At 56.5% G+C, this 22,008-nt stretch carries 23 protein-coding genes and 1 other RNA gene; 21 read left to right on the forward strand and 3 right to left on the reverse strand.

What is annotated here, in order from left to right:
* The first annotated feature begins 18 nt into the window (after positions 1-18).
* The 12 genes from FXO11_RS04435 to FXO11_RS04490 all read left to right on the forward strand — a co-directional run bounded on the left by FXO11_RS04435 (position 19) and on the right by FXO11_RS04490 (position 9,571).
* Complete coding sequence (locus FXO11_RS04435; RefSeq protein WP_148861762.1) at positions 19-837, forward strand: hypothetical protein; 819 nt, start codon at positions 19-21, stop codon at positions 835-837.
* The gene (gene rimI / locus FXO11_RS04440) at positions 837-1,328 is read left to right on the forward strand and encodes a ribosomal protein S18-alanine N-acetyltransferase (protein WP_148861763.1); all 492 of its coding nucleotides are present in this window, start codon (positions 837-839) and stop codon (positions 1,326-1,328) included. Before FXO11_RS04435 ends, rimI begins: the two co-directional genes overlap by 1 nt.
* A 1-nt stretch (position 1,329) precedes the next feature.
* A complete protein-coding gene (locus FXO11_RS04445) occupies positions 1,330-1,989 on the forward strand; it encodes an energy-coupling factor ABC transporter permease (RefSeq protein ID WP_148861764.1) in 660 nt (219 codons plus the stop codon).
* A gap of 111 nt (positions 1,990-2,100) precedes the next feature.
* Positions 2,101-3,681, forward strand: coding sequence for a peptide chain release factor 3 (gene prfC / locus FXO11_RS04450; RefSeq protein ID WP_148861765.1), 1,581 nt, complete (start codon positions 2,101-2,103; stop codon positions 3,679-3,681).
* Between the two features lie 35 nt (positions 3,682-3,716).
* Positions 3,717-4,478, forward strand: coding sequence for a TatD family hydrolase (locus FXO11_RS04455; RefSeq protein ID WP_148861766.1), 762 nt, complete (start codon positions 3,717-3,719; stop codon positions 4,476-4,478).
* A gap of 219 nt (positions 4,479-4,697) precedes the next feature.
* Positions 4,698-5,126 (forward strand): 50S ribosomal protein L13, encoded by a 429-nt coding sequence (gene rplM / locus FXO11_RS04460; protein WP_148861767.1) that lies wholly within the window; start codon positions 4,698-4,700, stop codon positions 5,124-5,126.
* Between the two features lie 12 nt (positions 5,127-5,138).
* Positions 5,139-5,531 (forward strand): 30S ribosomal protein S9, encoded by a 393-nt coding sequence (gene rpsI, locus FXO11_RS04465; RefSeq protein ID WP_148861768.1) that lies wholly within the window; start codon positions 5,139-5,141, stop codon positions 5,529-5,531.
* Between the two features lie 241 nt (positions 5,532-5,772).
* The gene (gene petA / locus FXO11_RS04470) at positions 5,773-6,369 is read left to right on the forward strand and encodes a ubiquinol-cytochrome c reductase iron-sulfur subunit (protein ID WP_148861769.1); all 597 of its coding nucleotides are present in this window, start codon (positions 5,773-5,775) and stop codon (positions 6,367-6,369) included.
* Positions 6,369-7,601, forward strand: coding sequence for a cytochrome b (locus tag FXO11_RS04475; protein ID WP_148861770.1), 1,233 nt, complete (start codon positions 6,369-6,371; stop codon positions 7,599-7,601). Before petA ends, FXO11_RS04475 begins: the two co-directional genes overlap by 1 nt.
* Positions 7,601-8,359, forward strand: coding sequence for a cytochrome c1 (locus tag FXO11_RS04480; RefSeq protein WP_148861771.1), 759 nt, complete (start codon positions 7,601-7,603; stop codon positions 8,357-8,359). Before FXO11_RS04475 ends, FXO11_RS04480 begins: the two co-directional genes overlap by 1 nt.
* Positions 8,360-8,472: 113 nt before the next feature.
* On the forward strand, positions 8,473-9,102 hold the full coding sequence (gene sspA, locus FXO11_RS04485) for a stringent starvation protein SspA (RefSeq protein WP_148861772.1): 630 nt from the start codon (positions 8,473-8,475) through the stop codon (positions 9,100-9,102).
* Positions 9,103-9,160: 58 nt separating this feature from the next.
* Positions 9,161-9,571 (forward strand): ClpXP protease specificity-enhancing factor, encoded by a 411-nt coding sequence (locus tag FXO11_RS04490; protein ID WP_227546039.1) that lies wholly within the window; start codon positions 9,161-9,163, stop codon positions 9,569-9,571.
* A gap of 111 nt (positions 9,572-9,682) precedes the next feature.
* Here the strand turns inward: FXO11_RS04490 and FXO11_RS04495 are convergent, their stop codons facing one another.
* Genes FXO11_RS04495 through FXO11_RS04505 form a run of 3 tightly spaced genes read right to left on the reverse strand, consistent with a single transcriptional unit; the run spans position 9,683 to position 12,534 of the window.
* On the reverse strand, positions 9,683-10,279 hold the full coding sequence (locus FXO11_RS04495) for a D-sedoheptulose-7-phosphate isomerase (protein ID WP_148861774.1): 597 nt from the start codon (positions 10,277-10,279) through the stop codon (positions 9,683-9,685).
* On the reverse strand, positions 10,276-10,656 hold the full coding sequence (locus tag FXO11_RS04500; protein ID WP_148861775.1) for a YraN family protein: 381 nt from the start codon (positions 10,654-10,656) through the stop codon (positions 10,276-10,278). Before FXO11_RS04500 ends, FXO11_RS04495 begins: the two co-directional genes overlap by 4 nt.
* A gap of 12 nt (positions 10,657-10,668) precedes the next feature.
* Complete coding sequence (locus FXO11_RS04505) at positions 10,669-12,534, reverse strand: penicillin-binding protein activator (protein ID WP_148861776.1); 1,866 nt, start codon at positions 12,532-12,534, stop codon at positions 10,669-10,671.
* Positions 12,535-12,775: 241 nt separating this feature from the next.
* Between FXO11_RS04505 and rsmI the strand changes: the two genes are divergently transcribed.
* From rsmI to mraY, 9 genes are all read left to right on the forward strand, one after another.
* Positions 12,776-13,633: a 16S rRNA (cytidine(1402)-2'-O)-methyltransferase gene (rsmI, locus tag FXO11_RS04510; protein WP_148861777.1), complete on the forward strand. Its 858-nt coding sequence runs from the start codon at positions 12,776-12,778 to the stop codon at positions 13,631-13,633.
* A gap of 59 nt (positions 13,634-13,692) precedes the next feature.
* An RNA gene (rnpB, locus tag FXO11_RS04515) (RNase P RNA component class A) lies at positions 13,693-14,052 on the forward strand.
* Between the two features lie 418 nt (positions 14,053-14,470).
* On the forward strand, positions 14,471-14,923 hold the full coding sequence (mraZ, locus tag FXO11_RS04520; RefSeq protein WP_148861778.1) for a division/cell wall cluster transcriptional repressor MraZ: 453 nt from the start codon (positions 14,471-14,473) through the stop codon (positions 14,921-14,923).
* Positions 14,920-15,879, forward strand: coding sequence for a 16S rRNA (cytosine(1402)-N(4))-methyltransferase RsmH (rsmH, locus tag FXO11_RS04525; protein ID WP_148861779.1), 960 nt, complete (start codon positions 14,920-14,922; stop codon positions 15,877-15,879). Before mraZ ends, rsmH begins: the two co-directional genes overlap by 4 nt.
* Before the next feature lie 2 nt (positions 15,880-15,881).
* Positions 15,882-16,277, forward strand: coding sequence for a cell division protein FtsL (gene ftsL, locus FXO11_RS04530; RefSeq protein WP_148861780.1), 396 nt, complete (start codon positions 15,882-15,884; stop codon positions 16,275-16,277).
* 38 nt (positions 16,278-16,315) lie between these two features.
* Positions 16,316-18,061 (forward strand): peptidoglycan D,D-transpeptidase FtsI family protein, encoded by a 1,746-nt coding sequence (locus FXO11_RS04535; protein ID WP_202980285.1) that lies wholly within the window; start codon positions 16,316-16,318, stop codon positions 18,059-18,061.
* Between the two features lie 3 nt (positions 18,062-18,064).
* A complete protein-coding gene (locus tag FXO11_RS04540; protein WP_148861781.1) occupies positions 18,065-19,549 on the forward strand; it encodes a UDP-N-acetylmuramoyl-L-alanyl-D-glutamate--2,6-diaminopimelate ligase in 1,485 nt (494 codons plus the stop codon).
* Positions 19,546-20,913, forward strand: coding sequence for a UDP-N-acetylmuramoyl-tripeptide--D-alanyl-D-alanine ligase (locus tag FXO11_RS04545; protein ID WP_148861782.1), 1,368 nt, complete (start codon positions 19,546-19,548; stop codon positions 20,911-20,913). Before FXO11_RS04540 ends, FXO11_RS04545 begins: the two co-directional genes overlap by 4 nt.
* On the forward strand, positions 20,913-21,998 hold the full coding sequence (mraY, locus tag FXO11_RS04550; RefSeq protein WP_148861783.1) for a phospho-N-acetylmuramoyl-pentapeptide-transferase: 1,086 nt from the start codon (positions 20,913-20,915) through the stop codon (positions 21,996-21,998). The genes FXO11_RS04545 and mraY overlap by 1 nt, the downstream gene beginning before the upstream one ends.
* Positions 21,999-22,008 lie beyond the last annotated feature (10 nt).

Raw genomic sequence — 22,008 nt, forward strand, 5'->3', positions numbered from 1 at the left:
CCAGATCCCCGGAAGCGCATGACTATAGAAGCGGAACGCCAATTTTACCTTTCTCAAATGGGCGTCCACCTATGGTATGCGCGTGCTCCTCTGCCGGGTGCTGCGCCGACCCCTGACTTGGATTTTTCTGAACCTGTATCCGAGCGGCTGGCGTCAAGCGCTGAGGTTGTTCGAAGTCAGCCGGCTGTTAAGGGGCGCGCCCCCGAAGACAGCGCCGGCAGCCAAGGTAACGTCCGGGATCTGCTCAAAAGCATCAATGCCGAGCCGGAGGAACGTGACAAGACACCTCTACCTACTTCAGAGCAGACGCTGGAAGCGCGTAGCGGAGCTGGTGAAAATGTGAAGCCGGCGGTCAAGGCTTCCGATGATGAATCTGTGAATATCTCATCGGACGTCTTGGCGGGTTTGGGCGATGTGAAGCTGGATATCGGGTTCTGGTTGTCGGAGCGTTACTGTCTGATGAGCAGCGTGTCTCCGGATATTAGCGAGGAGCTACAGGTCCAGTTGGCCACCAATATTTTGAAGGCCCTCAACGCGGGCCTGGACGAACATAAGCGTTTCGCGTGGCCCGTTTTCAATAACCCAGCAGTTATGAAAAATGCCCGGAGGGATCTCTCTTATCTCTTGCGGCGTATCGAGAAGGACATCGTGGGCGAGCGAACGTTAATTTGCTTGGGCTACGTTGGAGAGTCTGCGGAGCAGCATGGCCATGTGGTGGAGCGGTTATCCAAAACGGTGCTCCAAGCTGAGCACCCCTTGTCTGCGTTAGCGGGAGACCCTGGCAATAAAAAGCATCTTTGGGACATGTTGAAGGGGCAATTTTCCGGAGAGTGTTGATGGCCCTGGAAACACCCTATCTAGAAATCGGCCGGTTATCGCGATCGATTCGTCCACTTGAGCTAGCTGACCTTGGCGACGTGTTGGAAATCGAACGCACTGGCTACTCGCATCCCTGGAGCGAGGGCGTCTTTCGCGACTGCTTTCGTCCCGATTATCGCCTCTGGGCTTTGACTGGATTTGAGAGGTTGCGGGGCTATGCCATTGTTGCCCACCTCTTTGACGAGGCGCACCTACTCAACCTTTGCGTTGCAGAGCATTCGCGTCGATCTGGTGCTGGGCGCATGTTGCTTCGTTTTCTGATCAAGACTGTTTTCGACGAAGGGATGGATCGCCTGATTCTTGAGGTGCGGCGTTCCAACGCGCCTGCCATCGCGCTCTATGAATCGGAAGGATTCTCCGTGATAGGCGAGCGACCAGGTTACTACCCAGGCACGATAGAGCGAGAAGACGCACTGGTCTTCGCTGTCGAGTCGATGAAGGGACGATAAAATGGGGTTGACGCCCGATCTCGTCGGGGCAGGCTGGCTCTGGTTGATGAATCTGGTCCTGGTCATCGTAGTTGGTTTGTCGATATGGCATGCGGACTGGGCTCAACTTGCCGTGGAGCGGTCGCTGCAGCATAGCGTGTTTGCAGCCGCCGTTTTGCTAATGCTGGTTTGGCAGATGCGGGCAGGTTTGTCCCCGGGCTTGACCATCCATATTTTTGGCATTACCGCTGTAACGCTCATGCTGGGGTGGGCTTTTGCGATTCTTGCCGGCACCGTAGCTTTGGTGTTCATGGTCATTCTCGGCAAGGAATCGCTGATCATGCTGGGTGTGAATGGGATTATCACGGTCGCTATTCCGGCATTCGTCAGCTATGGAATTATGCTATGGGAGCGTAGCCGTGGCTTCCGCAATTTTTTCGCCTACCTCTTTGTCTGCGGTTTCTTTGGCGCGGCCATTGCCGTGGCTTCGGCGGGCCTGTGCATGGTTTTTCTGCTGTGGGTTTTTGGCGTTTATGATTGGGAAACCTTGGTTCATGAGTACGTCCGTTACCTGCCGCTGATCATGCTGCCAGAGGCTTTTGTCAACGGTACGGTGACGTCCGGTCTAATGGTCTTCCATCCTCAGCGCCTGCTGACTCTGGATGAAAGTCGATATCTGTGATTGTTCGCCGTTCGTCGCTATCTTCGGTGTCTGACGTTCGCTTCATCGACCGGCAGAATTTATAATGCGCTGCTTTCCATTCCATTTGCGTCAAATCAGGCTGTTAATACTATGACCACGCTTTCTGCGGAAATCGAAAAGCGTCGGACGTTTGCGATCATCTCGCACCCGGACGCCGGTAAAACCACCATCACCGAGAAGGTCTTGCTGTTCGGTAAAGCGCTTCAAAAAGCAGGGACCGTCAAAGGCAAAAAATCCGGTCAGCACGCCAAATCCGACTGGATGGAAATGGAAAAGGAGCGGGGCATTTCGGTGACTACCTCCGTGATGCAATTTCCATATGAAGACAAGCTGGTCAACCTGCTGGATACGCCGGGACACGAGGATTTCTCGGAAGATACCTACCGTACCCTTACTGCGGTGGATGCCTGCCTGATGGTGATTGATAGTGCCAAAGGCGTTGAGGAACGCACCATCAAATTGATGGAGGTGACGCGTCTGCGCGATACCCCGATTCTCACATTCATGAACAAGCTCGACCGGGATACTCGCGATCCGATTGAACTCATGGATGAAGTGGAGGACATTCTTAAGATTGCATGCGCTCCGGTGACCTGGCCCATTGGTATGGGCAAGAATTTTAAGGGCGTGTATCACCTACTGCGCGATGAGGTGGTGCTCTACCAGTCTGGTCAGGGGCATACGATTCAAGAACGCCGGGTTGTCAGTGGGTTGGACAATCCCGAGCTGGATGAGGCGATTGGCGCCTATGCTCAGGATTTGAGAGATGAAATTGAGTTGGTTAAGGGTGCCTCCCATGAGTTCGACGCCGATGCGTTTCTCAATGGTGAGTTGACGCCGGTGTTCTTCGGGACGGCACTGGGTAACTTTGGGGTGGATCATATGCTGGATGGGCTTGTCGAGTGGGCACCGTCGCCGCAGCCTCGGAGTACCGACGTCCGGAAAGTGGTGCCTACTGAAGAGGGCTTTTCCGGGTTTGTATTCAAAATTCAGGCAAATATGGATCCCCAGCATCGTGACCGCGTTGCGTTCCTGCGAATCGTATCGGGTAAGTACAGTCAAGGCATGAAAACACGGCATGTGCGTATTGGTAAGGATGTCCGTGTAGCTGACGCCTTGACCTTTATGGCGGGTGACCGTGAGCAAGCGGAAGAGGCGTATGCCGGTGACATCATTGGGTTGCACAACCATGGAACCATTCAGCTCGGCGACACATTCACGGCCGGTGAGGACATGAAATTTACCGGGATTCCGAACTTCGCCCCTGAATTGTTTCGACGGATTCGTCTCAAGGATCCGCTCAAAGCCAAGCAGTTGCAGAAAGGGTTGGTTCAGTTGTCGGAAGAAGGTGCTGTTCAAGTCTTCCGGCCAATGAAGAACAATGACCTGATCGTCGGTGCAGTGGGTGTTCTGCAGTTCGACGTCGTGGTGAGTCGTCTTAAAAGCGAATACAAAGTCGATGCCGTTTACGAGCCCATCAACGTTGCAACCGCCCGCTGGGTAACCTGTGACGATGTGAAAAAGCTAGATGAGTTTGAGCGCAAGGCCTATGACAATCTAGCCTTGGACGGTAGCGACCGGTTGACCTATATCGCGCCAACCATGGTCAACTTGCAGTTGGCTCAGGAGCGTTACCCGGATGTCCGCTTCAATAAGACGCGGGAACACTAACGGACGCCAGAGCGCTGATATCCATGGAGAACCTCATGCTGGTCGATGCCCACTGCCATTTGGATTACCCGGAATTTGACGGGGAGCGTGCGCAGCTCATCAAGGCGTGCCACGAACAAGGTATCGACCGTATCGTTATTCCAGGGGTCCGGTCCGCGACCTGGCAGCGGGTGGCCGAGACTGCGTCCGGCGACTCTTCACTGTTCTACTGTCTGGGTATTCATCCCTGGTATGTTAATGAGCACAGTGAGGAAGATCTCGAACGACTTGAGCAGCAACTGGCAAGTCGATCTCGCCAATGCGTGGCGCTGGGCGAGTGTGGACTAGACCGGCTCCACGGCGATTTGGCTGGCCAAATGCCATGGTTCGAGGCCCAGGTGGATATGGCTCAATCGCTTTCGACGCCACTGGTTGTTCATTCGGTGCGAACCAATGACGAGGTTGGAGCGGTGCTGCGGAAAAAGCGCTTCGATGGCAGCGTCCTCATCCACGGTTTCTCGGGGAGCCCCGAACAGGCAAAAAGTTTGGTCGATTCCGGTTGTTTTCTGGGGGTTGGTGGGGTAATTACCTACGCTCGCGCGCGCAAGACACGGCGTGCCCTCGCGGAGATTCCGCTTGAGCACCTGGTGCTGGAAACCGATGCGCCGGATATGCCACCGGAAGGCCTGGCCAAGGGTGAAAACTCGCCGCTCAAGATTCTCGCCGTATTCCGAGCTTTATGTGACATGCGGCCAGAACCGGAGGCGCGCATTGCGGAGCAGTTACGGGCAAACGTGGATCGTCTTTACGGCTGGTGAGCGGCTGCGATCTTCAAAAAAGAGGCAGCACAAACAGGGCTTGGCATGGCGGGTTCGTTCATTTATACTTCGCGCCCTGGCTTTTCAAGGCGATGTGATCATCTCAGCCCCGAATGATGCAGCGCCACCAAAATATTAGGTCGAAGGTCTCCACTAAACGCTAGGCGTTGGTTAGTGGTGGCCTCTAACGTTCGTTTTAAGCGTTACAAGGCGGAATCAATGAAGACTCTGAGTGCGAAACCAGAAAGCGTAAAGCGTGACTGGTACGTTGTAGACGCAGCCGGCAAGACGCTGGGTCGTCTGTCAACTGAAATCGCCCTTCGTCTGCGGGGCAAGCACAAAGCTGAGTACACCCCTCACGTCGACACGGGTGACTATATTGTCGTGGTCAACGCAGAGAAAGTACGCGTTACCGGCAAGAAGGCTTTCGCGAAAAAATATTACCACCACACCGGTTTTCCGGGTGGTATTCGTGAGATCAACTTCGAAAAGCTGATCGATAAGGCGCCTGAACAGGTTATTGGGCACTCCGTTAAGGGTATGCTGCCGAAGGGACCGCTGGGTCGCGCCATGTTCAAAAAGCTGAAAATCTATGCCGGCGCTGAGCACCCGCACGCAGCCCAGCAGCCCAAAGAACTCGACATTTAACGGAAGGCGAATATGTCTGTAGCACAAAATTACGGTACTGGTCGCCGCAAAACTTCTACGGCGCGCGTATTTATCAAGCCGGGTAGCGGTAGCATCACCATCAACGATTGCACGATCGAGCAGTTCTTTGGTCGCGAGACCCTGCAGATGATCGTTCGTCAGCCCTTGGTTCTGACCGAGTCCCAAGAGCGTTTTGATATTAAGATCACCGTTGAGGGTGGCGGTACCAGTGGTCAGGCAGGCGCTATTCGCCACGGCCTGACGCGCGCCCTGATGGACTATGACGAGACGCTGCGTCCGGCGCTACGTCGTGCTGGATATGTGACTCGTGATGCGCGTAGCGTTGAGCGTAAGAAAGTGGGTCTGCGCAAAGCGCGTAAGCGTCCGCAGTACTCCAAGCGTTAATTCGATTATTCGAATTTGCGACAAAAGCCCGGTTTTTACCGGGCTTTTTTGTGTCTCAACGATGCGCGTTGCCACGGCGTACGGTGTGCCGCGGGAGAGGCCCGTGGCGCGGCTTGCCGACTTGTAAGGCTATGGTAATTTCATTACCATTTGCCCGACTATTTTAGGGTGATGAAGTCCTTTTCGATGTGTGGCGTGACTTTGTGCGTTGCCTCGCATCGCCTGATGGGAGAAAACCATAATGAATAATGGCGACGTGAGCCAGAGCCGACGCCGATTTTTAATCGGCGCCACTGCTGCGGTGGGGGGTGTCGGTGTCGTTGGCGCGGCCGTGCCTTTTGTAGCGTCCTGGAACCCAAGTGCCAGAGCCGAGGCTGCAGGTGCACCGGTTACGGTTAATATCGATAAGATTGAGCCAGGACAGCAGATAACGGTGGAGTGGCGTGGCAAGCCAGTCTGGATCGTGCGCCGGACCGACGAAATGCTACAAAACATCGAGAAGCTCAACGAGCGCGTCAAGGATCCTCAGTCCGAAACGACGACTCAGCAGCCGGAATACGTCGAGGGAATCTATCGCTCGCTGAAGCCCGAAGTGGCGGTCCTCGTCGGTATCTGTACTCACTTGGGCTGTGTCCCGAGCTACCGTCCTGAAGTGGCCCCGGCGGATCTGGGTGAAGACTGGCTGGGCGGTTTCTTCTGTCCTTGTCACGGCTCCCATTACGATCTTGCCGGTCGGGTCTACCAAAGTCAGCCTGCACCTCTAAATCTAGAAGTGCCGCCCTACCGCTATGACTCCGACACTACCTTGACTGTCGGTCTTGATCCGGAGGCCGCGTAATGCAAAAGCTTATTCAGTGGATTGACGATCGTCTGCCGATCGTAGAAGCCTATAACAAGCATCTGGGCAAGTATTACGCGCCTAAGAACTTTAACGTCTGGTACTTCTTCGGTTCCCTGGCGTTGCTGGTACTGGTTAACCAGTTGGTAACCGGTATTTGGCTGACCATGAGTTATAACCCTTCGGCTGAAGGCGCTTTCGCGTCGGTCGAGTACATCATGCGTGATGTCCAGTGGGGCTGGCTCCTGCGCTATCTGCATTCCACGGGCGCATCGGCCTTCTTCGTCGTAGTTTATCTCCATATGTTCCGCGGCTTGATGTATGGCTCCTATCAGAAGCCCCGCGAGCTCATTTGGATTTTCGGTATGCTCATCTACCTCGTGTTGATGGCCGAAGCCTTCATGGGTTACCTGCTGCCCTGGGGGCAAATGTCCTACTGGGGGGCTCAGGTTATCGTCAACCTGTTTGGTGCGATCCCGGTGATTGGCGATGATTTGTCGCTGTGGATACGAGGCGACTACTTGATATCGGGAATTACGCTTAACCGTTTCTTCGCGTTGCACGTGATTGCGCTGCCGATTGTTCTGCTGGGCCTGGTGGTGCTGCATATTCTGGCATTGCACGAAGTGGGTTCGAATAACCCCGATGGCATCGATATCAAGAAGAACAAAGACGAGAACGGTATCCCGAAAGATGGTATTCCGTTCCATCCCTACTACTCCGTTCATGACCTGGTCGGTGTAGGGGTCTTCCTGTTCGTGTTCTGTATTGTCGTCTTCTTCTTCCCGGAGATGGGCGGGCTATTCTTGGAGAAGCCAAATTTCGAGCCGGCTAACTCCCTCAAAACGCCTGAGCACATTGCGCCCGTATGGTATTTCACGCCTTTCTACGCGATGCTGCGTGCGGTAACCGTTGATCTGTTCGGCTTGCCCGCGAAATTCTGGGGCGTGGTTGTGATGGGCGCCGCGATTGCCATCTTGTTTGTGCTGCCCTGGCTTGATCGCAGCCCAGTTCGCTCGATTCGCTACAAGGGGCTTTTGAGCAAGATTGCTCTCGCGATCCTTGTCATCAGCTTCGTTGTCCTGGGCTATTTGGGTATCGTGCCGGCGACTGCCGGACGCACGCTTCTGGCTCAGGTGCTGACGACGCTGTACTTCCTTTACTTCATTCTGATGCCGTTCTACACGCGGATGGAGAAAACAAAACCGGTTCCGGAAAGGGTGACAGGCTGATGAGAAAACTGATTGTTGGTCTTTTCATAATGTGCCTGCCAGCCTTGGGGCTGGCTGTAGGTGGCGCAGGTATTCCGCTCGATCATATGGAGCCGGATCACAGCAACAAAGCTTCGCTTCAGCGCGGCGCGGCGATGTTTACTAACTACTGTATGGGCTGCCATTCCATGGAATACGCGCGCTACAAGCGTGTCGCTGAAGATTTGGAAATACCTGAAGAGCTATACGAAGACAATATGATCTTCACCGGTGCCAAAATCGGCGAGCTCATGAAAATTGGCATGGGCAAAGAAGAGGCTCAGGCTTGGTTTGGTAATCCGCCGCCGGATCTGACTTTGGAGGCGCGCCTGCGGGGTGAAAGCTGGATCTATTCTTACCTGCGTGGGTTCTATCAGGACGAGTCACGGCCGCTGGGCGTCAACAATGTGGTGTTCTCCAATGTGGGTATGCCGCACGTGCTGGTTGACAAGCAAGGGCTGTGTGCCGTTGAGCCGCATATTGGGGATGGCGCTAGCGTTGATCCGTTGAGTGGCAATGTGGTCAATGGTTCAGTCTGTCCCGAGTGGGCGATAGAAGGCTCCATGACGCCGGGGGAATTTGATATCGCGATGTACGACCTTACAAACTTTCTGTCGTACATGGGGGATCCGGTTAAGCTGGAGCGGGAACGTTTGGGTATTTTCGTCCTGATCTTTATCGCTATCTTCTTCGTGTTCGCTTACTTGCTCAACCGCGAGTACTGGAAAGACGTACACTAAAGAATCAGGTATAATTCTGCCCTGCGAAGTGTCCGGCGGGTGAGGGACTCATCCGCTGGACTTTTGCGTTTAGCCATTTCATCTCTCTGTCTGTGTAATCGTGGAGTAGTTCTATGGGCGTTGTGACCAAGCGGTCATCAATGACGTTTTTTTCCGATCCGGCTAGCCACTACAGCCATCGGGTACGTATTGTTCTCGCCGAAAAGGGCGTCACAGTCGACGTCGTTGACGTGGATCCTGACAACCCGCCGGAGGAGCTCTCCGATCTGAATCCATACAATGCGCTGCCAACTCTGGTTGATCGTGATCTGGTTCTGTATGAGCCAAATATCATGATGGAATATTTGGACGAGCGCTTCCCGCACCCACCATTGCTCCCGGTGTATCCGGTAGCTAGGGCCAACAGTCGGCTCATGATTCATCGTATCCAGAAGGATTGGTGCGGACTCGTTGATCAAATTCTTGCGCAACCTAATGCGAAGGCATCCGAAGCCGCACGTAAAGAGCTTCGTGAGAGTCTGTTAGCGACCGCGCCGCTGTTTGGTGAAATGCCGTACTTCCTGTCTGAGGAATTCACCATTGTCGACTGTTGTATCGGTCCGATTCTTTGGCGCCTGCCTGCATTGGGTATCGAACTGCAGGAGAAGCAGGCCAAGCCGCTAATGAAATATATGGAACGGCTGTTCCAGCGTGAAGGTTTCAAGGCGAGCTTATCGGATATTGAAGAAGATATCCGTAGCTGATCGATAGCTCTAAACTTGCGGCCAAACGGGAGACTCTATGTCAGACAAGGCATTTAGGATGGCGTCCAGCCGACCCTATCTGGTTCGGGCATTTAACGAATGGATTCTGGATAACAACTGCACACCCTACATTTTAGTCGATGCGGGTGTTCAGGGGGTGCAGGTCCCATCCGAGCATGTCGCGAACGGTCAGATTGTGTTGAATATCAGCCCGAGCGCAGTGAAGGCACTGATGATTGGTAACAGTGTCCTTGAATTCAGCGCCCGTTTTGGCGGCGTCCCCATGCAGGTTTCTGTGCCGTTGGTGGCGGTGCTTGCAATCTATGCTCGCGAGAATGGAGAAGGCATGGTGTTTGGTAGTGAGCCTGGCACCCCGGATCCGGATGGCACGGGTACCGATCCTGAAGAGAGTAGTCGTCAGCCGCCGGAGCGCCCCTCAAGAAAGCCCAGTCTCAAGGTCGTCAAATAGATCTTAGAGCAGGCTGGCACTTCCTCGAGACGGCAGTTTGAGAAGTTAGGTCGACGCAATCACGAATGGCGCAGCAGAAAACCGGCCCGAGGGTCGGTTTTTTTGTATGTGCTACCCGCCAAAAATTTTCTGGTCGATAAGTGCACACAGGCTATTCATTATTAGTACGAATACCCCGGTCGCCTGGGTGGGATGTAGGTTGTGCAGGGCGATCTCATGGTCGTCTGGATGGAGTAGAGATGTCACATCTGTCTTTTCCTTGGCGCTGAGCACGACCACTTTCATGCCTCGATCATGGGCCGCCTGGATGGCCTGGATTAGATTAGCCTTGTGCCCATCGTCGACCAAAACAAACAGGGTGTCGCCTTCCTTGCCTAAGGCTCGAACTTGACGTGAAAAAGTCTCATTGAACCGGTTATCACGGCATACAGCCGAGAACGTTGTGGCGTCGGCGCCCAGGTTCATCGCCGGAAGTGCCGGGCGATCCTGGTCGAAGCGGTTTAGCAGGTTTGTGCAAAAATACTGGGCCAGGCAGTTGGCGCTACCATTTGCACAAAGCAGAATTTTGGCATCGGACAACAGTGAATTGACCAAGGCATCAGCTGCCGCGGTAATAGCTGGGCCCTGTTCGGCTGCTGTATGGGCGGCGTTTTCCATATGTTCGGCGAACATGGAGTTAATTAAAAATTCGGGTGTTTGGTCAGTCATGATGAGGCATCAAAAGCATTTTTAATCCATTGTGCGCGAAATCGACGAATTCGCCCAGGTGTAATGGCAATGACGTCGAATCGACAGGGCATCTGCCAGCTATGCTGCCGTTGCAGATAAATCGAAGCTGCGTGTATCAGCCGGCGCTGCTTGCGAGTCGTTACCGACTCCATAGGGCTTTCTAAACTCCCTGTTCCGCGGTACCTCACTTCGACAAAAACGAGGGTGTCTCCGTCTCTGGCAACCACATCGATTTCGCCGCCACGACAGCAAAAATTTCTTTGTACGATGTGCAAGCCTTTCGCGGCGAGGTAGCGTGCGGCAGCTTCTTCCGCTGCCAGGCCTTGCTGGCGTCGACCTTCCCTGGTCTCGATCATATTTTGTTCCTGCTACTGGATAGGTTTGAGTGTACCGGTATCTTTTTCCTCGTCTGCGGTCACGGCGGGTTCCAGCTTTACCGGTTTGCCTTGCTGAAATATAGCCCATTGCTGATCCCGGCTGACGACGCCCGCAGGCGTCATGCTCAGTGTGCCGGTCAGCCCCTTGAGATCGCTGTCGGGCACGCGTGATAGCAGTTGTAACTTTGAAGACAGGGCGTACGCATCCATGCCCATGGCGAACAGTCGGCCATAGCGCTGGGTAACGTCAGGCAGCGCAGCGCTGGTGCGCTGCCGAGCGGACATGTCAGGTGTCAGCATCCAGGGAATGTCGGTGAAGCGCACGTTTTCAAGATCGCTGTCTCGCGCCGGGTCGGGGCTGCCGGAGTAAATCGTCGAGGGCGCATAGACCGGCAAATTGCCGCCAAAATAGAAGGCGAACAGCGGGTTGAACTGGCGGCCAATGGTCGGCGAGGCAACCAGCACAATAGCGTCGATATCCTGGCGCCGGCGGGGTTCGAACTCAATATTCAGGCCAATCGTCTCTTCAACGGTGATGGCTCGTTGGCGGCTGGCACCAATGTCGAACAGCGATGCCACAGTATTGCGGAAGTTTTCCTCGCGGTCGTAGCGGACTACATTGAGGATTTTGCCTCCAATTTCATTCATCCGTGAAATGAGCGCTTGTTCAATCCTGTCGCCCCATTCTCCGAAAGGGATCAGGGCAACAGCCTGTGGTCGGTCATCTGCAACCAGGCGCTCGGCGATCTGACGGGCCTCGTCCTCCGCCGACAAACCATACTGGTAAAGTTGGGCGGGCGCCTGATTGGCATCGTCAAGGTAATTGAGCGCAAGTAGAGGGGTATTCAGGGACGCTTGTGGCGCGATGGCGTTGAGCGCCTTTTTATCCAGTGGGCCCACTATGAGATCGGGGCCGGTCTGGTGGATGTCCTGGTAAAGTGCCGGAAAGGCTTGGTTATGGGTATCGTAGACATCGATTCGGAGTTTTTCGTTCCCCCGCTCCTCGTCACTGTAATAGGCCGCGAAGTAGCCATCACGAATGGCGCGCCCCACGTCCGCCAGGGGGCCGCTAAGGGGCAGGGCGAGGGCCACGTGCTCGGGGCGCTCCTCGGAAAGGGTCACGATCAGCTGAAGCTCGCCGGGGAGCGGGCTGGCAGCGGGGTGGTCTGGCCAATTGCGCTGCCAGGCTCTCACGGCTTTGCCCTGGGTCTCCAGGCTGATGCCGGGTTCGCGTAAGGATAGAGCCAATTCTAGCCAACCTTGTTGGGCGTAGCCGATTGCTTTTTCGGCGGCCTGATTCAGGCTCATCGTGGTCGTACGTTTAAGTAGTTGCCAGATCCGGTCATTGTTGGTCGCTGTCGCACCGTCATCCGCTGCCGGGGCGGAGCCAATCAGTGTTTGAGCGGCGGATAGATAATCGCCTGCCAAATCAAAGGTATCGACTTGAAGCCGGATTGCGCGGGCCCGACGGTCTGGGGGGTACTTGGCGAACTGGTCGATAGGCAGATCTTGGGCGAATCTCTGAGCCCACTGGCGGTCATCCAGAGCAACGATGCTGGCCATGGCGAGTAAGCGGTATTGGTGAAGCGTATCGCCGCTGGCATTTGATTTCAGCGCCTCGCTTTGGAGGATTGTCCGGGCATCGCGATGGCGATCGGCATCCTGATAGCGTGCGGCTGTGCTCAGCAGACCCCTTAAGGCCGTGTCCGAATAGCCGGCCGACTCAGCGATCGCCAACGCACCTTGGGGGCTATCGGCCTGATCCGGCTGAATGCCCAGCGGGGTGCAGCCCGCGGCCAGGAGCACGAAGGCCAGGAAAAACGCAGGGCGAATGCCAAATAAAGCTCTCGTCGTCATGCAATGCTCACATATAGAACGAATGTTAGGGCCAGTAGATGTTTCGTCCGCATACCCTATGAAATATCAGGATCGCCAACAAACTGCTTCGAAGTTTCCGTGGACACTGGCGCTTGTGGCCTCCCGGGAACATGGGCATCATGCCGGGAATCGACACGGGCAAGTTTACCAGTTCGCCCGCGATTTCTCATGACGTTGATGTCATCGTGCCTACCCGGCACGGACCGATTGGAGTAAAGCCATGCCCCCATCCACCGCATCGACTCAGTGCGGCACGCTCTATATCGTGGCGACGCCCATCGGCAACCTGGGCGACATCAGCCAGCGAGCGGCGGACGTGCTTGGTCGCGTCGACTGTATTGCTGCAGAGGACACCCGTCACAGCCAGCGCTTGTTGCAGGCGCTAGGCATTCAGAAGCCATTGTTTGCCCTGCATGAACACAACGAGCGAGAGCGCTTTGGTCAACTCGTTGATCGTCTTAGCGCCGGCGAATCGATCGCGCTAATCTCCGATGCCGGTACCCCCTTAATATCCGATCCGGGCTTTGTATTGGTTCGAGCGGCCAGGGAGCGGGGTTTAACCGTGACGCCCGTGCCGGGGCCTTGTGCCATTACCACCGCACTGAGCGCGGCAGGTCTTCCCACGGATCGTTTCACTTTTGAAGGTTTTCTCCCTGCCAAGCGTAAGGCGCGCGCCGATGCACTGACCTCGCTAAAAAAGGAGATGCGCACCCTGGTATTTTATGAGGCGCCGCATCGTATTCGCGAAACCATCGACGAGATTGCGTCCGTTATGGGCGAGGAGCGTGAGGTGGTGCTCGCGAGGGAGTTGACCAAGGCGTTCGAAACATTCTACAGCGGTCCCGCGGGAAGGGTCGCCGAGATGCTTGCCGAAGATAGCTATTCAGAGCGCGGTGAGTATGTGGTGATGGTGGCCGGCGCTTCGGCGGCGGTTGAAGACGCGACGACCGTGGATGCCGACCGGATGCTTGAGGTGCTTCTCGCCGAATTGCCCGTCAAGGTGGCTGCAAAGATGACGGCTGAAATTACCGGTTTGTCCCGCAACGAGCTGTACCAGCGCGCCTTGGCGCTTAAATAGGTGATCGAGACGATCCGGTTTTTCTTGCGCTACTGTGATGCGCGGCGTATTGTCACGCCTGAGCTCGCCGGGCAGTCGCCGCTCCGTATCGTCAGATGCAGAGGGGAGGAAAGTCCGGGCTCCACAGGGCAAGGTGCCAGGTAACGCCTGGGCGGCGTGAGCCGACGGAAAGTGCAGCAGAAAGGAAACCGCCTAAGCATTTTCGGATGCCGGTAAGGTTGAAAAGGTGCGGTAAGAGCGCACCGCGTGACTGGCAACAGTTCACGGCGATGGTAAACCCCACCTGGAGCAAGACCAAATAGGAGTCCTATGGCGTGGCCCGCGCTGGACTCGGGTAGGTTGCTTGAGGCTTGTGGTGACGCAAGCCCTAGATGAATGACTGTTCTCGACAGAACCCGGCTTACAGGCGAGCTCGCTTTTTCTTTCCCCTCTCTATCTACCTGCTATCTACCTGCTCTGCGCACCTTTCTTCAGGTTCTTTGTGAACCCGGCAGCCCGCTTATCGGCCCCGATATAGCTAAAAATTCTTATTCCTCAAGTTTTTTGTATAAATAAAGCGTCAGCTGATTGATTTTCCGAAGGTTATTTGTCAGGCCTTTCCCTTCCTTCTGTTTTATCCCTTCTAACTCATTGTCATTGCTGGAAGTTTTACAGGCAGGCCCTGTCCGGCGGCGCTTGCATTGTATTTTGCGTGTTTCTATAGTGTGCAGGAGTGGGAAAAAGTGGATAGAAGTGGTTTTTTGTGGTTTTCAGGGGTTGAGAGTGGGAAACTAGCGACCCTCCAATCTAGGTGAATCGGCAATCCGCCAATAACAGAGCCGCCGGCCAACGATAGATATGAGCAATTTTCTCGGCAGTCATGCCATCAACATGGATGCGAAGGGACGCATGGCGATCCCGGCCCGCGTTCGCGAGGACCTCGCTGAGGCTTGCGGCGGTCGTATCGTGTTGACTGCAAATGCCGATGAAGAGCGTTGCTTGCTGGTCTATCCGGAACCGGAGTGGGAGATTTTGCGTCCGAAGATCGAAAGCCTGCCGAACATGAACAAGGCGGCGCGCCGCCTGCAGCGATTGATCCTCGGTAATGCGGCGCCGATGGAGCTGGATACTGCAGGACGTATCTTGATCCCGCCAACCCTGCGCAGTTATGCCCGCCTGGAAAAAAAGCTAATGCTGATTGGCCAGGGCAAGAAGCTTGAGCTTTGGAGTGAAGAACGCTGGTTCGCATGGCTTGACGAGTCTGATGAGGACACTGAAATGCCGCCGGAAATGGAGTCTCTGTCCTTATGACAGTGCAAAAGGAGGTGCCGCCGGCACATCTGTCGGTGCTCCTCGATAAAGCTGTCGACGCTTTGGTGACAGAAGCCGATGGGCGGTATGTCGATGGCACGTTTGGGCGCGGCGGTCACAGCCGGTTAGTTTTGGAGCGCCTGGACTCTGGGGGCGGGTTACTCGGGATCGACAAGGATCCCGAGGCGATTTCAGTAGGTGACGAACTGGCGGCAGATGACCGCCGTTTTCGTATTTGCCACGGCTCCTTTGCTGAATTAGGGCGCTTTGTCGATGAGGCCGGCTGGCGCGGTATCACGGGCATGCTACTGGATTTGGGGGTGTCTTCGCCTCAACTGGACGATGCCGAACGTGGTTTCAGTTTCATGCGCAACGGCCCGTTGGACATGCGGATGAATCCGCATCAGGCGCCGAGTGCAGCCGATTGGTTGAATACCGCCAAAGAAAAAGACATTGCTGACGTTATCTGGCGATACGGCGAGGAGCGCTTTTCCCGCCGTATCGCTCGTGCCGTGGTTGAGCGGCGGGTGGAAGAGCCGTTGGCCACGACGCGGGAATTGGCGGAGCTGGTTTCCGCGGCAGTACCCAAAAAAGAAAAGCACAAGCATCCGGCAACCCGGACCTTCCAGGCGGTCAGAATGTTCATCAACCGCGAACTGGATGATCTCGAAATGGGGTTGCAGGCCGCGGTGGACCTGTTGGAACCCGGTGGCCGATTGGTCGTGATCAGCTTTCATTCTCTGGAAGACCGGATGGTGAAACGGTTTATGCGTGATCTGGCGCGGGGCCCGAAGTTGCCGAGAGGGTTGCCGGTAACGGCGGACCAGGCCGAATCGGATTTTCGCCTGATCGGTAAGGCGGTCAAGGCAGAAACGGAAGAGGTGGCCGACAACGTGCGCGCCCGCAGTGCGGTCATGCGCATATTGGAACGTCGGACGAGGACGGGAGAGAGATAGAGATGGCAGCAGTCACCATTGAACGCCCTGCGGTACAGGCTCGCAAGAAGCTGCACCCGGATACCATGAAGGCTGGCGTCAGCAAAGCGCTGCGGGTCTCACGGCGGATTTTCGCCGGGCTATGGCAGCGGCATGTGCTGGCTTCGGCGGGCCTTGCGGGGCTGCTGTTGATTTCCTCCGTGGGGGTTGTCTACAGCGCACACCTCAATCGTGTGTTGTCCAACGATCTGGCGGAGCTTCAGCAACAACGGGACAGCTACCAGCGCGAGTGGAGTCAACTGTTGCTGGAGCAGAGTGCCTTGAGTGCTCACAGCCGAGTTGAGAGTCGAGCGTCCCAGAATTTGAATATGGTTGTGCCAGGTAAACAAAACATCGTATTGGTTCCGGCAACGCCGTGAACCGTCTTCTTTAACGTCGCGAGGGAAAGGGTTAGATCATGCCCGAACAAAGGCCGGCACCTAGCATGATGGAACGGCTGAAAGCGCTGCTTTCAGTCTGGCGTCATGCATCCGTGCTCGGCGTGTTTCTCGTCGTGATGGTTGCGCTTGCCTGGCGGCTGGTTGATCTGCACGTCGTCGACCAGGATTTCCTGCGTAAACAAGGTGACGTGCGCACCGTCCGTACCGAAACCATCGATGCTCACCGCGGTATGATCACCGACCGGCATGGCGAGTCGCTGGCCGTCAGTACGCCGGTCGAAACCGTTTGGGCCAATCCTTCGGAAATGGATGGGACCGATCCGCGCCTTGCGACCCTCTCGCGCATGCTTGGCATCAGCGAAGGAAAGCTGCGCGCACGCTTGGAACGCTACGCCAGTCGCGAATTCATCTATGTCAGCCGCAAGGTGCAACCCCACCTGGCGCGCCAGGTCATGGACCTGGGCATTCCGGGTATCTATAGCCGCCGCGAATATCGCCGCTACTATCCAGCCGGCGAAGTGACTGCGCACGTCGTCGGTTTTACCAATATCGACGAGCGCGGCCAAGAAGGTATCGAGCTGGCCTACAACGATTGGCTCAGCGGCGAGCGCGGCAGCAAGCGCGTGCTCAAGGACAATCGCGGGCACGTGATCAAGGATCTCAGCCTCGTCAAAGATGCGCGTCCGGGGCGGGACGTTGCCCTGAGCCTTGATCTTCGCCTCCAGTATCTGGCTTATCGCGAACTGAAAGCCGTCGTCCGGGCCCATGATGCCAAGGGCGGAACGCTGGTCATGCTCGACGTGGATACCGGCGAGGTGCTCGCTATGGTTAATCAGGGGTCCTACAACCCCAACGATAGGCGCCAGCTCGATCCGGGTAATTTGAGAAATAAGGCGATCACCGATCTGTTTGAGCCCGGGTCGACGATGAAGCCGGTCACAGCCGCGGCGGCACTGGAGTCGGGTAAGTTCACGCCAGAGACCCAGGTGGATACGTCGCCCGGTTTTCTAAGGTTTGGGCGCTACACCATTCGTGATACCAGCAACTACAAAGTGCTCAACCTGAATGGCATCATTTCGAAATCAAGTAACGTCGGCATGGCCAAGGTAGCGGGCGAGCTTGGCGGAGACATCGTGCGGGATATGTTCTTCCGCGTAGGTATGGGGCAGGCCACGGGTATTGGCTTTCCGGGCGAGGCCGTGGGCGTATTGCCTGCTCCACCGCGTTGGCGGCCGGTTGAAGTGGCGGCACTGTCCTACGGTTACGGCATGAGCGTCAACGCCCTTCAGCTTGCCCAGGCCTACATGGTGCTGGCCAATGGTGGCATACGTTACCCGTTGAGCTTGATGAAGCGCTCGGAGCCACCGCAGGGCCAGAGGGTGCTATCCGAAGATGTCACCGCCGAAGTGCGACAGATGCTCAAGGCGGTTGTTGAAAAAGGAACCGGCAAGCGAGCACAGATCGGTATCTACGAAGCGGGCGGCAAGACCGGAACTGTACACCTGGTTGGCGCCGGCGGTTACGAGGATAGTAAGTACAAGGCCATCTTCGCTGGCATGGCGCCGGTCGATAACCCGCGTATTGTTTGCGTGGTCGCCGTGGATGCCCCTCAGGGGGGAGAATACTACGGGGGCGAAGTCGCCGCGCCTGTGTTTGCACGGGTAATGGGTGACGCGCTCCGTTTGCTTAACGTTCGTCCTGAACTCGGTACGGGCGGCGACCTGGCCGCCAAGCCTGGCCAGGCTTCAGAGGACCGGGGGTAAGCTATGTGCATGTCATCCCTGAGCGCCCTGCTAGATCCTATCGTCGACGTCCCTTCGGTATTCGACGTCGCTATTCATGGTCTGGCGACCGATAGCCGCGAGGTTAAGCCCGGCGACGCTTTTATCGCCGTAAGTGGTGCTCGCACGCCAGCCGATCACTACATGGCCGACGCGATAGCTGCGGGCGCCGTGACCATTTTGCTGGAAACGGAACATCCTCAACCCTGTTACGAGCAGTTCGGCTCCCTGATCGTGAGCGTGCCGGAACTCAAGCGCCAGATGGGCGCTATCGCCGATCGCTTTTACCGTTCGCCGTCCAGCGATATGGATATCATTGGCGTCACCGGCACCAATGGTAAAACCTCGGTGACCCAGTATTTGAGCCAGTTACTGTCCTATGCGGGGCATTCGTGTGGCGTGATCGGCACGCTCGGCTATGGTGTTGGCGGCCAAATGACGCCCGCCACTCACACGACGCCGGACGTGGTACGCATCAATCAGGTTTTGCACCGCATTCGAGTGTCTGGCGGCAAAGCTGTGGCGATGGAAGTTTCGTCCCATGCCCTGGATCAAGGCCGAGTCGACGATGTCCATGTTCGAGGCGCTATTTTCACCAACCTGACGCGTGATCACCTCGATTATCACGGCAGCATGGACGCCTATGGCGAGGCCAAGAAACTGTTGTTTCGGCAGAACGGTCTGGAGTTTGCTGTTATCAATTTCGATGATCCTTTCGGGCGCCAGCTATACGAACAGCTTGAGGGCGAGTGCGATCGTATTCGTTACAGCCTCCACGAGGCCCAGACCGAGTTGTGGTTGAAGAGCCTTAATGCTCACGCCGATGGTTTCGATGCTCAGTTTGACGGGAAGTGGGGGTTGCTCACTGTATCGGCCGCGCTGATGGGGCGCTTCAATATCAGCAACGTATTGGCTTCTGCGGCTGCAGCGCTTCAGCTCGGTATCTCCGTTGACGATGTCCAGGCTGGCGTCCAGCGTCTGGTCCCGCCGGCAGGTCGACTTGAGCGGTTTGCCGGCGCCTCGGGGGTTAGCGTTGTGGTGGATTACGCCCACACGCCCGATGCGCTGAGTAATGCCCTGGACGCCCTCAAACCTCACGTCGAGGGACGGTTGTGGTGTGTATTCGGGTGCGGCGGCGATCGCGATCCCGGAAAGCGTCCGGAAATGGCTGCCGTGGCCGAGAGCGTCGCCGACCGAGTTATCGTGACCGACGACAATCCCCGGGGCGAAGATCCTGCGACGATTGTAGAGCAGATAATGAGTGGTTTCGGGCAGACGTCCACGGTCGTGACGATACATGACCGTGAGGCCGCTATTCGTCAGGCAATATTCGATGCCCAGCCGGGGGATGTTGTGCTGGTCGCCGGCAAGGGCCATGAAACCTACCAGGAGGTGCGCGGCACACGCTTTGATTTCAGTGATGCCGGCGTCGTTCGCCAGGCGTTGGTCGACAGGGAGAGCGAGCGATGATGCAGCCTTTCAGCCTGCAAGATGCGGCAGAAATGACCGGAGCCGCGCCCATAGCCTCAGCGATAGCCTATACCGGCGTATCGACCGACACGCGGACGATTCAGCCCGGGGACCTGTTTGTGGCATTACGTGGAGAGCGCTTTGATGGCCATGCCTATGTCCAGCAAGCGATAAATGCCGGGGCTGTGGCAGCGGTCGTTGACCAGATGCAGGAAGGCGCCTCTGCGCCGCAACTGGAGGTGAGCGATACGCTGCAGGCCCTGGGGCAGCTGGCGCTGGGAAATCGGCTGGCGAGTCCGGCGCGGTGCGTCGGTGTGACGGGCAGCAGCGGCAAAACCACCGTCAAGGAAATGCTGGCGGCGATCCTTCGCCAGGAAGGCGAAACCCTGGCGACGCAAGGCAACCTGAATAACCATATAGGCGTACCGCTGACCCTCTTCCGGTTGCAGCCGGCACATCGGTACGCCGTGATCGAGATGGGCGCCAGCGGTATGGGGGAAATTGCCTACACCGTTAACCTGGCGCGCCCCGAGGTCGCGGTGTTGACTAACGCAGGCGAAGCTCATCTCGAAGGCTTTGGCAGTTACGAAAATATCGTCGCGGCCAAGGGCGAAATCATTGACGGTGTCGCCTCCGACGGCGCTGTCGTTCTTAATGCTGACGATCCGGCTTGCCCGGTATGGCGCACGCGGGCAGGCCAGCGCCGAGTGCTGACGGTCAGTGCCGCAGCCGACTCCGGTGCCGACTATCACTATCGTAATGTTCGCTCCAAAGATGGCCAGTCGATATGCGAGGTTGTCGGGCCGTCAGGCTGGACACAGGACATTCAGTTTGAGCTTCCAGGCGCGCACAACCTGTTGAATGCCTTGATGGCAATTGCGGCAACCCGCGAGTTGGGGGCCAGCGATGAGTCGGTCAAAAAAGGCTTGAGCGAATTAAAACCCGTTAAAGGTCGTTTGCAAAAGATTGCGTTACAGTCCGGCGTCAATCTCATAGACGATAGTTACAACGCCAACCCGACGTCGATGAAGGCGGCGTTGCAGCACCTTGCGGAGCAGGACGGAACGGGCGCTGCCGTTCTGGGGCGCATGGCTGAATTGGGGCCGGAGGAGGAGCGGCTGCATGAAGAGATCGGCGCTGTTGCAGCGCAATTAGGCATCGCTCACTTACTGGTCGTGGGCCGTGGCACGGAAGGTTACGTGCGGGGCTTTGGCCCCGGCGCACAACAATTCGAATCGCATGAAGCCGCAGCGGATTGGCTTTTGGCGCACAGGTCGCCCCCGATGACGATTCTGGTTAAGGGTTCTCGTAGTTCTGCCATGGATAACGTGGTCAGAGCATTGCTCGATAAGGTAAATAACTGATGTTGCTCTGGCTAACGGATTTCCTGGCCCAGTATTTCGACGAGCTGACGGTATTCCGTTACCTCACTCTGCGCGGCATTCTCGGTGTGCTGACTGCACTGATGATTTCGCTGATCATTGGTCCCTACATGATTCGCAAGCTGGGTCAGTATCAGATCGGTCAGGCGGTGAGGGACGATGGCCCGCAAACCCACCTGAGCAAAGCCGGCACCCCAACCATGGGCGGCTCGTTGATCTTGGTGGCGATTGCTGTCAGTACGTTGCTCTGGGCAGATCTGACCAACCGGTATGTGTGGGTCACGTTGCTGGTCACACTGTGCTTCGGTGCTATTGGCTGGGTCGACGATTACCGCAAAGTGGTCGAGCGCAACCCACGTGGGTTACCGGCGCGCTGGAAATACTTTTGGCAGTCGGTTGTCGGCGCCGGGGCAGCGGTTGCTCTGTTTTATTCGTCCAGCCTTCCGCAGGAGACGTCATTGCTGCTGCCGTTTTTCAAGAACGTCAGCCTGGAGATGGGGCCCGTCGTCTTTATCCTGCTGACCTACTTCGTGATTGTCGGCAGCAGTAACGCGGTGAATCTAACGGACGGCCTGGATGGCCTGGCGATCATGCCTACGGTGATGGTGGCGGCTGCGCTAGCGATTTTTTGCTACCTCTCCGGCCACGTCCAGTTTGCCGAGTACTTGCTGATTCCGCATCTGCCCGGCAGCGGCGAGCTGATTGTGTTTTGCGGTGCGCTGGTCGGGGCTGGCCTGGGTTTTCTCTGGTTCAACACTTATCCCGCCCAGGTCTTTATGGGGGACGTAGGGGCACTGGCGCTTGGCGCGGCACTGGGTGTCGTAGCGGTGATCGCGCGCCAGGAGCTGGTGCTTTTCATTATGGGCGGTGTGTTCGTGATGGAAACGGTCTCGGTCATTTTGCAAGTGGCGTCGTTCCGCCTGACCGGCCGGCGGATATTCCGGATGGCGCCGCTGCACCATCATTTTGAACTGAAAGGTTGGCCCGAGCCCCGCGTCATCGTGCGGTTCTGGGTGGTAACCGTGGTCCTGGTCCTGGTGGGCCTGGCTACATTGAAGATCCGTTAAATCGGTTGGA

Source organism: Marinobacter fonticola (genome assembly GCF_008122265.1).
Classification (GTDB): Bacteria; Pseudomonadota; Gammaproteobacteria; order Pseudomonadales; family Oleiphilaceae; genus Marinobacter_A; species Marinobacter_A fonticola.